Raw genomic sequence first — 14,890 nt, forward strand, 5'->3', positions numbered from 1 at the left:
GCGCACCTCCTTATAGGATTGAAATTGGAAATTAAAGTACTTCCGGTGCCAACGAAACGATCTTCATGAATTCTTTTTCACGAAGTTCACGTGCAACTGGCCCGAAGATCCGTGTGCCGCGTGGGCTCTTGTCATCTTTGATAATGACTGCTGCGTTCTCATCGAAACGGATGTACGAACCATCTTTACGACGAGCGCCGCGTTTTGTACGAACGACAACTGCTCTGACAACGTCACCTTTTTTAACAACGCCACCTGGTGTTGCTTGTTTTACCGTTGCGACGATGATGTCACCGATGTTTGCAGTCTTACGACCAGAACCACCGAGGACTTTAATTGTCAACAGTTCACGCGCGCCAGAGTTGTCTGCTACTTTCAAGCGAGATTCTTGTTGAATCATGCGAGTGTACCTCCCTCCGGATGTTTAATAAATCCGAACTGTTATTAGATGATTACTGATTCTTCTACTACTGTTACAAGACGGAAACGTTTGTCTTTAGAAAGAGGACGTGTTTCCGCGATGCGAACGATATCGCCCACTTTAGCGACGTTGTTCTCATCGTGTGCTTTATATTTCTTCGTGTAGTTTACACGTTTGCCATAAAGTTTATGACGAACCTTTGTTTCTACTGCGACGACGATCGTTTTGTCCATTTTGTCAGACACGACGCGACCAGTGAACACTTTACGGTTGTTGCGTTCCATGAGTGTTACCTCCTCTCAAGAATCCGATGTAATTAGCCGTTGTTGATGCCGAGTTCGCGTTCACGAAGAATCGTTTTAGCACGCGCAATCGACTTGCGTACTTCACGGATACGAGCAGGATTCTCAAGCTGACCTGTAGCAAGTTGGAAGCGAAGGTTAAAGAGTTCTTCTTTCCACTCGCCCACTTTACCGTTGAGCTCTTCAGTTGTTGATTGACGGAGATCAGTTGCTTTCATTCGTATCACCACCATTTTCTTCACGTTTCACGAACTTACATTTTACTGGAAGTTTGTGCGATGCAAGACGAAGTGCCTCACGTGCCACTTCCTCAGATACACCTGCGATTTCGAACATTACTTTGCCAGGCTTAACTACAGCTACCCAGCCTTCTGGAGCACCTTTACCCGAACCCATTCGGACTTCGAGAGGCTTTTTAGTGTACGGCTTGTGTGGGAAGATTTTGATCCACACTTTACCACCACGTTTCATATAACGTGTCATTGCAATACGTGCTGATTCGATTTGACGGTTTGTAATCCAGCTCGCTTCGAGAGCTTGGAGACCGAACTCACCGAAGTGTACAGTTGTGCCGCGTTTAGCGTTCCCGCGCATTTTACCACGGTGTACACGACGATATTTCACGCGTTTAGGTAACAACATAGTGTGTTGCCTCCTTCCTGAAAGAGTGTTTATTATTCAGCGTTTTTCGCTGTGTTGTTTTTTGTTGGAAGAACTTCACCGTGGTATAACCAAACTTTTACGCCGATTTTACCGTAAGTTGTGTCAGCTTCAGCTGTTCCGTAGTCGATGTCGGCACGGAGTGTGTGAAGTGGAACTGTTCCTTCCGAGTACTTCTCTGAACGAGCGATATCAGCGCCACCAAGACGACCAGAAACTTCTGTTTTGATCCCTTTGATGCCAGTACGCATCGAACGTTGAATAGATTGTTTCATTGCACGACGGAATGATACGCGACCTTCCAATTGACGAGCAATGTTTTCTGCTACAAGCTTCGCAACAGCGTCAGCGTTTTTCACTTCAACAACGTTGATGTGAACGCGTTTTCCGTCAGCGATTTTTGTAATGTGTTTACGGAGTGATTCGATTTCAGAACCACCTTTACCGATTACCATACCTGGCTTCGCAGTGTGAAGCGAAATGTTCACGCGGTTTGCAGCGCGTTCGATTTCAACTTTAGAAACACTAGCATCCTTCATTTTGTTTTCGATGTATTCACGAATAACGAAGTCTTCATGAAGGAGATCAGCGTAGTCTTTCTCAGCGTACCAACGCGAATCCCAGTCTTTGATAACACCAACGCGAAGACCGTGCGGATTTACCTTTTGACCCACTACATATCCCTCCTTATTTCTCAGTTACCACGATGTGGATGTGGCTTGTGCGTTTGTTAATACGGCTTGCGCGACCCATCGCACGTGGGCGGAAGCGTTTGAGTGTTGGACCTTCGTTTACGTAAGCTTCTGTTACAACGAGGTTCTCAATGTTCATATCGTAGTTGTGCTCTGCGTTAGCAATCGCTGATTTTAATACTTTTTCAACGACTGGCGATGCTGCCTTGTTCGTGTGAGCAAGGACAGAGAGCGCTTCGCCGACTTGTTTCCCGCGAATTAAGTCTACAACGAGACGTGCTTTGCGAGGAGCAAGACGGACCATATTAGCTGATGCTTTAGCTTGCATGGATTTGACCTCCCCTCAAATTACCGTTTCGTTTTCTTGTCTGATCCGTGACCTTTGTAAGTGCGTGTTGGAGCGAATTCACCAAGTTTGTGACCAACCATGTCTTCTGTCACGAATACTGGTACGTGTTTACGACCATCGTGCACACCGAACGTGTGACCCATGAATTCTGGGAAGATCGTCGAGCGACGTGACCAAGTTTTGATGACTTGCTTCTCACCAGATTCGTTGAGTTTGTCAACTTTAGCGAGTAAGTGGTGATCTGCGAATGGACCTTTTTTCAAGCTGCGACCCATGTTAGAACCTCCCTTTGGAATGATTCGGGAACGGCCCTTTCGAACCGCCCGAGAATCATGTAGTAATTATTTCTTACGGCGACGAAGGATGTACATGTCGCTCGATTTGTTTTTCTTACGAGTCTTAAGACCAAGAGCTGGTTTACCCCAAGGAGTAAGTGGGCCCGAACGACCGATTGGCGCACGACCTTCACCACCACCGTGTGGGTGATCAACCGGGTTCATTACAGAACCACGTACTGTTGGGCGTTTGCCTAACCAACGTGAACGTCCTGCTTTACCGATGTTTACGAGTTCGTGTTCTTCGTTACCAACTGAACCGATTGTCGCGCGGCAAGTGCCGAGGAACAAGCGTGATTCACCTGATTGAAGACGAACGATGACGTACTTGCCGTCACGTCCTTGGATTTGTGCCGATGCACCAGCCGCACGAACTAGCTGACCGCCTTTACCAGGCTTAAGCTCGATGTTGTGGATTGTTGTACCGACAGGGATGTTTACGAGTGGAAGAGCGTTCCCCACTTTGATATCCGCTTCAGGACCAGACATGATTTCCATGCCTACTTTGATGCCCTTAGGAGCGAGGATGTAACGTTTCTCACCATCTACATAGTTGATGAGTGCGATGTTTGCTGAACGGTTTGGATCGTATTCGATCGTTGCTACGCGTCCTGCAACGCCATCTTTGTTACGTTTGAAATCGATGATACGGTATTTACGCTTGTGACCGCCACCTTGGTGACGAACAGTCAAGCGACCTTGGTTGTTACGTCCGCCTTTTTTCGAAAGCTTTTCAGTTAACGATTTTTCAGGGCGATTCGTTGTGATCTCTGCAAAGTCGAGAGATGTCATGTTACGACGACCGTTAGTGGTCGGCTTAAACTTTTTGATTGCCATCGAGGATTCCCTCCTTTTCTTCTAAGGTAGTTAATTAACCGAGGAAGTCGATTGTGTTGCCTTCAGCAAGGGTTACGATCGCTTTTTTACGACGAGCTGTGTAACCAGAGTGACGACCGACACGTTTCGCTTTCGGTTTGTAGTTCATTGTGTTTACCGAAGCAACTTTCACGTTGAAGATTGTTTCGATAGCGTGTTTCACTTGCGATTTAGTCGCTTTTACGTCGATTTCGAAAACGTATTTGTTAGCTTCCATGAGGCTAACTGAACGCTCAGTGATGATCGGACGTTTGATGATATCGTATGCTTGAGCCATTATGCAAGCACCTCCTCTACCTTCGCAACCGCATCTTTAGTGAAGATGACTTTGTCGTTAGCAACGAGGTCAAGAACGTTTACGCCTGCTGCGTCGATCACAGTCACTCCTGGGATGTTACGAGCTGCGAGAGCGATAGTCTCATTGTAGTCCGCTGTGACTACAAGAGCCTTACGTTCTACTGATAAGCTGTTGAGTACAGCAGCCATATCTTTTGTTTTTGGTGCATCGAAAGCAAGGCCTTCGAGGACGATGAATTCGTTGTTTTGTACTTTCGACGAAAGAGCCGAGAGAAGTGCTAAACGACGAACCTTCTTAGGAAGTTTGTAAGAGTATGAACGTGGTGTTGGACCGAAGACTGTACCACCACCAACCCATTGTGGTGAGCGGATAGAACCTTGGCGCGCACGACCAGTTCCCTTTTGTTTCCATGGTTTACGGCCGCCACCGCGTACTTCCGAGCGACCTTTCGTATCGTGAGTACCTTGACGGCGTGATGCTTGTTGCATGACGATTGCGTCGTAAAGTACTGATTCGTTTGGCTCGATTCCGAAGATGGCTTCTGCCAATTCGATTTCGCCAACTTGTGAACCTGTTTGGTTAAGCAAAGCTACTTTAGGCATTCGTAATTCCTCCTTTCCGTGCAGTTAATTAGTTACCTTTGACCGCTGATTTGATGATGACGTTCGATTTACGAGCGCCTGGGATAGCACCTTTCACGAGGAGAAGGCCACGTTCCACATCAACTTTAACGACTTCAAGGTTTTGAATTGTTTTACGCTCTCCACCCATTTGACCAGGAAGAAGTTTCCCTTTAAATACGCGGTTAGGAGCGACAGGACCCATCGAACCAGGACGACGGTGGTAGCGCGAACCGTGAGCCATTGGTCCACGTGATTGTCCGTGACGCTTGATCGCACCTTGGAATCCTTTACCTTTCGATGTACCTGTTACGTCTACTAATTCACCTGCAGCGAAAATGTCTGCCTTAATCTCTTGACCGATTTCGTATCCTTCTACTGAAGTACGAACTTCTTTGATGAAGCGCTTAGGTGTCGCGTTTGCTTTCGCAGCGTGACCTTTTGATGGTTTGTTTTGACGTGATTCTTTGATGTCTCCGAAACCAAGTTGAACTGCTTCGTAACCGTCTGTGTCAACTGTTTTAAGTTGAAGAACGACGTTACCTTCTACAGCAACTACTGTTACTGGTACAACTTCGCCTGCTTCGTTGAAGATTTGAGTCATACCAAGTTTTGTTCCTAAGATTCCTTTAGCCATGAGATACACCTCCTATTAATAATTAATTGTCTCTTCTGGCTAGTATCTACTATATGAAGAATTAAAGTTTGATTTCGATGTCTACACCTGATGGTAACTCGAGACGCATAAGCGAATCGACTGTTTTCGGTGTTGGGTTTACGATGTCGATCAAGCGTTTGTGTGTACGCATTTCGAACTGCTCACGAGCATCTTTGTACTTGTGAACCGCACGAAGAATCGTGTAAACCGATTTTTCAGTTGGGAGCGGGATTGGACCCGATACCTTTGCACCTGAACGCTTCGCAGTGTCAACGATCTTCTCAGCTGATTGATCGAGAACGCGATGGTCATATGCTTTTAAACGAATACGAATTTTTTCATTTGCCATGTTTGTTTCCCTCCTTTGTCGCCTACTTTAAAAATAGACAATTCTCCGCGGAAATTTCCACACCGGCCATGGCAATGCTGCCTGGCGTGTCATAACCTCCCGCTTCAACGCAGCGTGCTTGTGTCAGCAGAGGCATCCGATCATTGCAAATCAACGATTGGACCCGTTTTCTGCTGTAAAGTCTCTCACCACTCGCACAAACACTTAATCATTATATCTAATCTGGTCATGGAATGCAAGATTAGATTTTTGAAGTTGCTGGTTGTCTGATGAGTTGCTCAACGTTCCCTAATGTAACAAGATTCGCGAGCTTTTGCAAGCAAAAATTCATTCTTTTATTGAACTATTTTTCAAACGAACTCTCATGTCAACTCGACCTAGCGTTTCATCACCTCTCCAAAACGCTCTGTCACCCCTTCTATGACCGATTGTGGCGCTCGTTTTAAACAGTCTTGAACAATTCCTTCATTAACACTGTGCGTCTTGAAATAGCGGAGCAATGACGCTAATTTATCCTCTCGTCCGATGACCGTGTAAAGGACGACCCACTCTTCTAGGTGCATCCATTGTCCATCTGGTTCAATGAAAGGATGCGTATAGATTCCGTCGGTACACTTCATTCGGAAACTAGACATGACGTCCACATCTGTTCCCTCGAATATATACTCTCCAAAGTAGGTCGTTACGTATGCGTCGTGAGGATCTGATGGTTTCTTCTCCCCAGCACGACTAAGTACACGATCGATTTTTTCAAACTGGTCCGGTTCAACAAAAACATCGATGTCATTCGTTACCTCGACGATGCCATGATGCTTCAACAGCTCAGAACCGCCAATGCGATACTCAATCCCATTCAAGCGACAAATAGTCTCTAGTTGCTTCAGCATGACGCCACTCCTTTCTCGTATGCCTCATCTTACCATGTTGTGATGGAAACACAAAAAAGCAGCCCGCATATTGCGGACTGCTTAATGTTGTTCAGTTGAATCAATCGATTACTCGATGATTTCTGTTACTGAACCAGCACCTACAGTACGGCCACCCTCACGGATAGAGAAACGTGTACCGTCTTCGATCGCGATTGTAGAAATCAATTCGATCGTCAACTCGATGTTGTCTCCTGGCATTACCATTTCAGTACCTTCTGGAAGGTGAACGATACCTGTTACGTCAGTTGTACGGAAGTAGAACTGCGGACGGTAGTTCGCGAAGAATGGCGTGTGACGGCCACCCTCTTCTTTAGAAAGAACGTAGATTGATGCTTTGAATTTAGAGTGTGGTGTGATTGAACCTGGCTTAGCAAGTACTTGTCCACGCTCGATGTCGTCACGTGATACACCACGGAGAAGTGCACCGATGTTGTCGCCAGCTTCAGCATAGTCAAGAAGCTTACGGAACATCTCTACACCAGTACATACAGTTTTCTTCGTTTCTTCTGTAAGACCAACGATTTCGATCTCGTCGTTGACGCGGAGAACACCACGCTCAACACGACCAGTCGCTACAGTACCACGACCAGTGATTGAGAATACGTCCTCAACAGGCATCATGAAGTCTTTTTCAGTGTCACGAACTGGTTCTGGGATGTACTCATCAACAGCGTTCATGAGTTCCATAACTTTTTCTTCCCACTGAGCTTCACCGTTAAGTGCGCCAAGTGCAGAACCTTTGATTACAGGGAGGTCGTCGCCTGGGAAGTCGTATTCAGAAAGAAGTTCACGGATTTCCATTTCAACGAGTTCGAGAAGCTCTTCGTCGTCTACCATGTCAACTTTGTTCATGAATACTACGATGTAAGGAACACCTACTTGACGTGAAAGAAGGATGTGCTCACGTGTTTGTGGCATTGGGCCATCTGTTGCAGATACAACGAGGATCGCGCCGTCCATTTGAGCAGCACCAGTGATCATGTTTTTAACATAGTCAGCGTGTCCTGGGCAGTCAACGTGTGCGTAGTGACGCTTGTCAGTTTCGTACTCGATGTGAGCTGTTGCGATTGTGATACCGCGCTCGCGCTCTTCTGGAGCACCATCGATTTGGTCGAACTTAGTAGCTGTTTTACCTTGTGCACGTGAAAGTACAGCAGAGATTGCTGCAGTCAAAGTTGTTTTACCGTGGTCAACGTGGCCAATTGTACCAACGTTAACGTGCGGCTTAGAACGGTCGAATTTTTCTTTACCCATTCTAGATTCCTCCTCTATTAAACGATTAGTTTTATTTAACTAGGAAGACGTAGGCTACTTTTAACATACGTCCTCCTTAGCTTACAACAATCAATCTAGCGATACAACCGTTATTAGCCGTTCGCTTTTTTGACGATTTCTTCAGCGATTGATTTCGGTACTTCTTCGTAGTGATCGAAGTGCATCGAGTACGTTCCGCGTCCTTGTGTACGTGAACGAAGTGATGTTGCGTAACCGAACATTTCTGAAAGTGGAATCATCGCTTTAACAACTTGTGCGTTACCGCGAGCTTCCATACCTTCTACGCGTCCACGGCGTGACGTGACGTCACCCATGATGTCACCCATGTATTCTTCTGGGATAACAACTTCAACACGCATCATTGGCTCAAGGATAACAGCTTTCGCTTGGTCCTTAAGTTGTTTAACCGCCATCGAAGCAGCAACTTTAAACGCCATCTCGTTCGAGTCGACATCGTGGTACGAACCGAATACGAGACGAGCTTTAACGTCTACTACTGGGTAACCAGCGAGGATACCGTTTTCGAGAGCTTCTTCAATCCCGTTTTGAACAGCAGGGACGTATTCACGTGGTACAACACCACCGACGATCTTGTTCTCGAACTCGAATCCAGCGCCTTCTTCGTTCGGCTCGAATTCTACGACAACGTGACCGTACTGACCGCGTCCACCAGACTGACGAACGAATTTCGAATCGATCTTCGCAGCGCCACGGATTGTTTCACGGTAAGCAACTTGTGGTGCACCAACGTTAGCTTCTACTTTGAATTCGCGACGCATACGGTCAACGAGGATGTCAAGGTGAAGCTCACCCATACCAGAGATGATCGTTTGACCAGTCTCAGGGTTTGTTTCAGTGCGGAATGTTGGATCTTCTTCTGCGAGTTTCGCAAGAGCTTGACCCATCTTATCTTGGTCTGCTTTCGATTTAGGCTCGATTGCAACCGAGATAACTGGTTCTGGGAACGTCATTGACTCGAGAACGATGTTATCTTTCTCAGAGCAAAGCGTGTCACCAGTAGTCGTGTCTTTGAAACCAACAGCAGCGGCGATGTCACCAGCGAATACCATTGGAATCTCTTCACGGCTGTTTGCGTGCATTTGAAGGATACGACCGAGACGCTCACGCTTCCCTTTAGTCGAGTTCTTCACGTATGATCCCGCTTCAGCTGTACCAGAGTACACGCGGAAGAACGTCAATTTACCGACGTAAGGGTCAGTCATAACTTTGAACGCAAGTGCTGAGAATGGAGCTTCGTCAGAAGGCTCACGTGTGATTTCTTCTTCTGTATCGAGGTTGATCCCTTTGATTGACTCTACATCAACTGGTGATGGGAGGTAATCAACAACGGCGTTAAGCATGAGCTGAACACCTTTGTTCTTGAAGGCAGAACCAACGAGTACAGGGTAGAATTCAACGCTAAGTGTCGCTTGACGGATTGCAGCTTTCAATTCATCGATTGAAATCTCTTCACCTTCAAGGTACTTCATCATCAACTCTTCGTTGAAGTCAGCAACACCTTCGATCAATTGACCGCGAAGTTCTTCAGCTTGGTCAGCCATGTCAGCTGGGAAACCATCTGTTACTTCGATGTCAGTACCGAGGTCGTTGTTGTACATGTAAGTCTTCATTTCAACGAGATCGATGATCCCTTTGAAATCGTCCTCTGCTCCGATTGGGAGTTGGATCGCGTAAGCGTTCGCTTGAAGACGATCGTGGAGCGTCTTCACAGAGTACAAGAAGTCTGCGCCGATTTTATCCATCTTGTTGACGAATACGACACGTGGTACACCATATGTCGTCGCTTGACGCCATACAGTTTCTGTTTGTGGTTCTACACCTGACTGAGCGTCAAGTACAGCAACCGCACCATCAAGTACACGGAGTGAACGTTCAACTTCTACAGTGAAGTCTACGTGTCCAGGTGTATCGATGATGTTTACACGGTGGCCATTCCACTGTGCAGTTGTCGCAGCCGAAGTGATCGTGATTCCACGCTCTTGCTCCTGCTCCATCCAGTCCATTTGTGAAGCACCTTCGTGCGTTTCACCAATTTTATGGATACGACCTGTGTAATAAAGAATACGTTCAGTTGTTGTCGTTTTACCGGCATCGATGTGAGCCATGATCCCGATGTTACGAGTATTCTTTAGGGAGAATTCTCTTGCCATACTGGGTATTCTCCTTCCGCATGTTTGATTTTCGTGTGCGCGCACACGATATGATTATACCCGAAAGCCACTCCGTTAAGCCATGCTTGGCGGAGTGGACTTTACGATTAAATTACCAACGATAGTGAGCAAACGCTTTGTTAGCTTCTGCCATCTTATGCATGTCTTCGCGTTTCTTAACAGATGCACCAGTGTTGTTGGCTGCATCCATGATTTCGTTCGCGATACGTTGCTCCATCGTTTTTTCGTTGCGGAGACGAGCGTAGTTCACGAGGTAACGAAGACCAAGTGTTGTACGGCGCTCTGGACGAACTTCTACAGGAACTTGGTAGTTAGCCCCACCTACACGGCGTGCTTTAACTTCAAGTACAGGCATGATGTTGTTCATTGCTTCTTCGAACACTTCCATAGGCTCTTTGCCTGAGCGTTCAGCGATGATGCCAAATGCGTTGTAAATGATAGTTTGAGCTGTACCTTTTTTACCGTCTAACATGACACGGTTAATGAGGCGAGTTACCAATTTCGAGTTGTAGATCGGATCTGCGATAACGTCACGACGTTCTGCACGGTTTTTACGCATCCGAGTACCCTCCTTTCAAAATTTCAATTGTAGTTTAGTTGGCGAGAATTACTTCTTCGCAGCTTTCGGACGTTTCGTACCGTATTTAGAACGGCCTTGCATACGTCCATCAACACCTGCAGTGTCAAGCGCACCACGAACGATGTGGTAACGTACCCCTGGTAAGTCTTTTACACGTCCTCCACGGATAAGAACAACGCTGTGCTCTTGAAGGTTGTGGCCAATACCTGGGATGTACGCAGTCACTTCGATTTGGTTAGTCAAACGAACACGAGCATACTTACGAAGCGCCGAGTTCGGTTTCTTCGGAGTCATTGTACCAACACGTGTACAAACACCACGTTTTTGTGGTGAGCTCACGTTTGTTTGTGACTTGATGAAACTGTTGTAACCTTTGTTAAGTGCTGGAGAGTCAGATTTCACGACTTTCGATTTACGTCCTTTACGGACTAACTGGTTAATAGTAGGCATCTTTGAAGATCCTCCCTTCCTGAATGTTGCTATTTTCTAGTCCCACCGACCCGGGTGGTTCATTTAAGGTCATAACGAAACGTTTTTACGAGGCGTAGGCATTCCATGACCTCGCAAAAACGTGAGTTATACCTTGAAAGTGGCAATTGTAGCAGCCAAACCTTCCCGTAGAAAGTTCGGATGGACGTCCAAGTAGCTTGCCGACTGCTGGACATCGTTGTCATCGACAACAACCGATTGGCGGCACTAAATCATAGTAGCACCGCCAACCTGCGCTGTCAAGACGTATTTTACTCGACTGTTGTATCTTCGAGCGCAACTGGCGCCTCATCTTCTTTGAGTTCCACATCACGGTAGACGGCCATTCCAGTACCAGCTGGAACGAGTTTACCGATGATGACGTTCTCTTTGAGTCCGAGGAGATAGTCACGTTTCCCTTTGATTGCTGCATCTGTCAAGACGCGAGTCGTTTCTTGGAACGAAGCCGCTGAGAGGAACGAATCTGTCTCAAGTGAGGCTTTCGTGATTCCGAGAAGGACTGGTTTCGCAGTCGCTGGGTGTTTTCCATCACGAATCGCATCTTTACACGCTTCTTTAAAGACACTGATGTCGACGAGTGATCCAGGGAGAAGTGGTGTGTCACCTGATTCGATAACTTTGACACGACGGAGCATTTGGCGAACCATGACCTCAACGTGCTTATCACCGATTTCTACCCCTTGCATCCGGTAAACTTTTTGAACTTCTTGGAGAAGATAGTTCTGAACACCAGATACACCACGGACGGCGAGCAATTCTTTCGGATCGATCGAACCTTCCGTGAAGACTTCACCGGCTTCTACTGTGTCGCCGATTTGAACGCGGAGACGCGCTCCGAATGGAATCGTGTATGAGCGAGTCTCACTGAATCCTTCGACCGTGAGTTCACGCTTGTCACGCGATTCTGTGAAGTCGATGACCGTACCAGAGATTTCCGAGATGACCGCTTGACCTTTCGGGTTACGGGCTTCGAATACCTCTTGGATACGTGGAAGACCTTGTGTGATATCGTCTCCGGCAACCCCACCTGTGTGGAAGGTACGCATTGTAAGCTGCGTTCCTGGCTCACCGATTGATTGTGCGGCAATGATACCGACGGCTTCCCCGACTTCAACATTTGATCCAGTTGCCAAGTTGCGTCCGTAACACTTCTTACATACGCCGTGTGACGTGTTACATGTGAAGGCTGTACGGATTTCAACTTTTTCAACACCCGCATCAACGATGATGCGCGCGATGTCTTCTGTGATCAATTCGTTCTTATCGATCAACACTTCGCCCGTTTCAGGGTGTGTGACCGTTTCGAACGATGTACGTCCGACGAGACGGTCGTACAAGCTTTCGATTTCTTCCGTACCTTCGCGGAGTGCAGAAACACGGATTCCGCGGTCTGTTCCACAATCCTCTTCACGGATGATGACATCTTGCGCTACGTCAACGAGACGACGCGTCAAGTAACCTGAATCGGCTGTCTTCAAGGCTGTATCGGCAAGACCTTTACGAGCCCCGTGAGTCGAGATGAAGTACTCTTGAACCGTCAGACCTTCACGGAATGACGATTTGATTGGAAGTTCGATGATGCGACCAGATGGAGCGGCCATCAAACCACGCATACCCGCAAGCTGCGTAAAGTTCGATGCGTTACCACGGGCACCTGAGTCAGACATCATGAAGATTGGGTTCAGGCGGTTGAGGGATTTCATCAATCGAGATTGAATTTCATCCTTCGCTTCGTTCCAAGCACGGACAACGCGCTCGTAACGCTCATCTTCAGTGATGAGACCACGACGGAACGACTTCATGATTTGGTCGACTTGTTTTTGTGCTTCATCAAGGATTTCCTGTTTATCCGGAAGTACGATGATATCGGCAATCCCAACCGTCACACCCGCTTTTGTCGAGTGCTTGAAGCCAAGATCTTTCATCCGGTCAAGCATGCGGCTTGTTTCCGTCGTTTCAAACTTCTGGAACACTTCCGCGATGACTTTTCCAAGGAAACCTTTTTTGAACGGGTCGATGATTGGACGTGATGCGATTTCTTCCGCAACGTTCGCCCCTTTGTCGATGAAGTACTTGTCAGGCGTTGCTTCCTGTAAGTTTTCCATCGTCGGCTCGTTCAAGTATGGGAACGTATTTGGCAAGATTTCGTTGAAGATCATCTTACCAACTGTCGTAATGAGCAATTTCTCGTTCTGTTCGTCTGTGAACGTTGGGTTGTTGAGCGTACGCGCCGGAAGTGCCACACGCGAGTGCAAGTGGACATAACCGTTTTGGTAAGCAATCAACGCTTCGTTGACGTTCGAGAACACTTTCCCTTGACCGACGGCATCTTCACGTTCAAGTGAGATGTAGTAGTTACCGAGGACCATATCCTGCGATGGTGTAACAACTGGTTTTCCGTCTTTCGGGTTCAAGATGTTCTGCGCAGCGAGCATGAGAAGACGTGCTTCCGCTTGTGCTTCTGCAGAGAGCGGAACGTGGACGGCCATTTGGTCACCATCGAAGTCGGCGTTGTATGCCGTACATACGAGTGGGTGAAGGCGAATCGCACGACCTTCAACAAGAATCGGTTCGAATGCTTGAATACCAAGGCGGTGAAGTGTCGGGGCACGGTTCAAGAGGACCGGATGCTCACGAATGACTTCTTCAAGGACGCCCCAGATTTCAGGTTGCATCTTCTCGATTTTGCGTTTGGCGTTCTTGATGTTTGAAGCGATGCCGCGACCGACAAGCTCTTTCATCACGAACGGTTTGAAGAGTTCAAGCGCCATCTCTTTTGGAAGACCACACTGATACATCTTCAAGTTCGGACCTACGACGATAACCGAACGTCCTGAATAGTCGACCCGTTTACCGAGAAGGTTTTGACGGAAACGACCTTGTTTCCCTTTCAACATGTGTGAAAGTGATTTAAGCGGACGGTTACCAGGACCTGTTACCGGACGACCACGACGGCCGTTGTCGATGAGAGCGTCAACCGCTTCTTGAAGCATACGCTTCTCGTTTTGCACGATGATGTTCGGCGCGCCGAGGTCGAGCAAACGTTTGAGACGGTTGTTCCGGTTGATGACTCGACGATACAAATCGTTCAAGTCAGATGTCGCAAAGCGTCCACCATCAAGCTGTACCATCGGGCGAAGCTCTGGTGGGATGACAGGAAGTACTTCAAGGATCATCCAGTCTGGATTGTTTCCTGAAGTGAAGAATGCATCGAGAACTTCCAAGCGCTTAATCGCACGTGTACGACGTTGACCTTGGACTGTTTTCAACTCTTCACGAAGCTCGCCTACTTCTTTTTCAAGATTAACGTCTTGAAGAAGTGTACGGATGGCTTCAGCACCCATGTCTGCTTTGAAGTCGCTACCGTATTTTTCACGATAGAGACGGAATTCTTTTTCCGAGAGAAGTTGTTTCTTCTCAAGCGGAGTATCACCTGGCTCTGTGACCACGTAAGATGCGAAGTAAATGACTTCTTCAAGCGCACGTGGTGACATGTCGAGAACAAGCCCCATGCGGCTTGGAATCCCTTTGAAGTACCAGATGTGCGAAACTGGTGCCGCGAGCTCGATATGGCCCATTCGCTCGCGACGCACTTTCGCTTTCGTCACTTCAACGCCACAGCGGTCACAAATGACTCCTTTATAACGGATACGTTTGTATTTCCCACAGTAACATTCCCAGTCTTTCGTAGGACCGAAGATTCGTTCACAGAATAATCCGTCCTTCTCTGGTTTAAGTGTACGATAGTTGATCGTTTCCGGCTTTTTGACTTCACCGTAAGACCACGAACGGATCTTCTCTGATGAAGCCAAGCCGATTTTCATATATTCAAATCGATTAACATCTACCAAGGGGCCGACCTCCC

General features: G+C 47.3%; 18 protein-coding genes. All 18 read right to left on the reverse strand.

All coding sequences use genetic code 11. From position 1 onward, the window contains the following. Nucleotides 1-31: 31 nt before the first annotated feature. The 18 genes from rplN to rpoC all read right to left on the reverse strand — a co-directional run bounded on the left by rplN (nt 32) and on the right by rpoC (nt 14,876). The gene (rplN, locus tag BV910_RS14460; protein ID WP_012727667.1) at nt 32-400 is read right to left on the reverse strand and encodes a 50S ribosomal protein L14; all 369 of its coding nucleotides are present in this window, start codon (nt 398-400) and stop codon (nt 32-34) included. Between the two features lie 44 nt (nt 401-444). Continuing rightward, nucleotides 445-705 carry a 30S ribosomal protein S17 gene (gene rpsQ / locus BV910_RS14465; protein WP_012727668.1) on the reverse strand — a complete coding sequence of 87 codons (261 nt, stop codon included), beginning with the start codon at nt 703-705 and terminating at the stop codon, nt 445-447. A gap of 32 nt (nt 706-737) precedes the next feature. Next, nucleotides 738-941, reverse strand: a complete 204-nt coding sequence (gene rpmC / locus BV910_RS14470) for a 50S ribosomal protein L29 (protein ID WP_012727669.1) — start codon at nt 939-941, stop codon at nt 738-740. Beyond that, nucleotides 928-1,365, reverse strand: coding sequence for a 50S ribosomal protein L16 (rplP, locus tag BV910_RS14475; protein WP_012727670.1), 438 nt, complete (start codon nt 1,363-1,365; stop codon nt 928-930). Before rplP ends, rpmC begins: the two co-directional genes overlap by 14 nt. A gap of 32 nt (nt 1,366-1,397) precedes the next feature. Beyond that, complete coding sequence (gene rpsC / locus BV910_RS14480; RefSeq protein WP_012727671.1) at nt 1,398-2,057, reverse strand: 30S ribosomal protein S3; 660 nt, start codon at nt 2,055-2,057, stop codon at nt 1,398-1,400. 13 nt (nt 2,058-2,070) lie between these two features. Beyond that, complete coding sequence (gene rplV / locus BV910_RS14485; protein WP_012727672.1) at nt 2,071-2,403, reverse strand: 50S ribosomal protein L22; 333 nt, start codon at nt 2,401-2,403, stop codon at nt 2,071-2,073. Nucleotides 2,404-2,423: 20 nt separating this feature from the next. Further along, complete coding sequence (gene rpsS, locus BV910_RS14490) at nt 2,424-2,699, reverse strand: 30S ribosomal protein S19 (RefSeq protein ID WP_012727673.1); 276 nt, start codon at nt 2,697-2,699, stop codon at nt 2,424-2,426. Between the two features lie 66 nt (nt 2,700-2,765). Next, nucleotides 2,766-3,596, reverse strand: coding sequence for a 50S ribosomal protein L2 (gene rplB, locus BV910_RS14495; protein ID WP_012727674.1), 831 nt, complete (start codon nt 3,594-3,596; stop codon nt 2,766-2,768). Between the two features lie 34 nt (nt 3,597-3,630). Further along, complete coding sequence (gene rplW / locus BV910_RS14500; protein WP_012727675.1) at nt 3,631-3,912, reverse strand: 50S ribosomal protein L23; 282 nt, start codon at nt 3,910-3,912, stop codon at nt 3,631-3,633. Further along, entirely contained in the window at nt 3,912-4,535 is a 624-nt protein-coding gene (rplD, locus tag BV910_RS14505) for a 50S ribosomal protein L4 (RefSeq protein ID WP_026824833.1), read from the reverse strand. Before rplD ends, rplW begins: the two co-directional genes overlap by 1 nt. A 28-nt stretch (nt 4,536-4,563) precedes the next feature. Further along, nucleotides 4,564-5,190 carry a 50S ribosomal protein L3 gene (rplC, locus tag BV910_RS14510; protein WP_012727677.1) on the reverse strand — a complete coding sequence of 209 codons (627 nt, stop codon included), beginning with the start codon at nt 5,188-5,190 and terminating at the stop codon, nt 4,564-4,566. A gap of 61 nt (nt 5,191-5,251) precedes the next feature. Then, entirely contained in the window at nt 5,252-5,560 is a 309-nt protein-coding gene (gene rpsJ / locus BV910_RS14515; protein ID WP_074032438.1) for a 30S ribosomal protein S10, read from the reverse strand. 377 nt (nt 5,561-5,937) lie between these two features. Continuing rightward, the gene (locus BV910_RS14520; protein WP_078147867.1) at nt 5,938-6,447 is read right to left on the reverse strand and encodes a hypothetical protein; all 510 of its coding nucleotides are present in this window, start codon (nt 6,445-6,447) and stop codon (nt 5,938-5,940) included. Nucleotides 6,448-6,555: 108 nt separating this feature from the next. Continuing rightward, on the reverse strand, nt 6,556-7,743 hold the full coding sequence (gene tuf / locus BV910_RS14525) for an elongation factor Tu (RefSeq protein ID WP_078147868.1): 1,188 nt from the start codon (nt 7,741-7,743) through the stop codon (nt 6,556-6,558). 113 nt (nt 7,744-7,856) lie between these two features. After that, on the reverse strand, nt 7,857-9,935 hold the full coding sequence (gene fusA, locus BV910_RS14530) for an elongation factor G (RefSeq protein WP_012727681.1): 2,079 nt from the start codon (nt 9,933-9,935) through the stop codon (nt 7,857-7,859). Between the two features lie 112 nt (nt 9,936-10,047). Then, nucleotides 10,048-10,515 (reverse strand): 30S ribosomal protein S7, encoded by a 468-nt coding sequence (rpsG, locus tag BV910_RS14535; protein ID WP_012727682.1) that lies wholly within the window; start codon nt 10,513-10,515, stop codon nt 10,048-10,050. 48 nt (nt 10,516-10,563) lie between these two features. Then, nucleotides 10,564-10,986 (reverse strand): 30S ribosomal protein S12, encoded by a 423-nt coding sequence (rpsL, locus tag BV910_RS14540; protein ID WP_012727683.1) that lies wholly within the window; start codon nt 10,984-10,986, stop codon nt 10,564-10,566. A gap of 290 nt (nt 10,987-11,276) precedes the next feature. Then, complete coding sequence (gene rpoC, locus BV910_RS14545) at nt 11,277-14,876, reverse strand: DNA-directed RNA polymerase subunit beta' (RefSeq protein ID WP_012727684.1); 3,600 nt, start codon at nt 14,874-14,876, stop codon at nt 11,277-11,279. Nucleotides 14,877-14,890 lie beyond the last annotated feature (14 nt).

It is taken from the genome of Exiguobacterium sp. HVEsp1, assembly GCF_002009685.1.
Taxonomy (GTDB): domain Bacteria; phylum Bacillota; class Bacilli; order Exiguobacteriales; family Exiguobacteriaceae; genus Exiguobacterium; species Exiguobacterium profundum.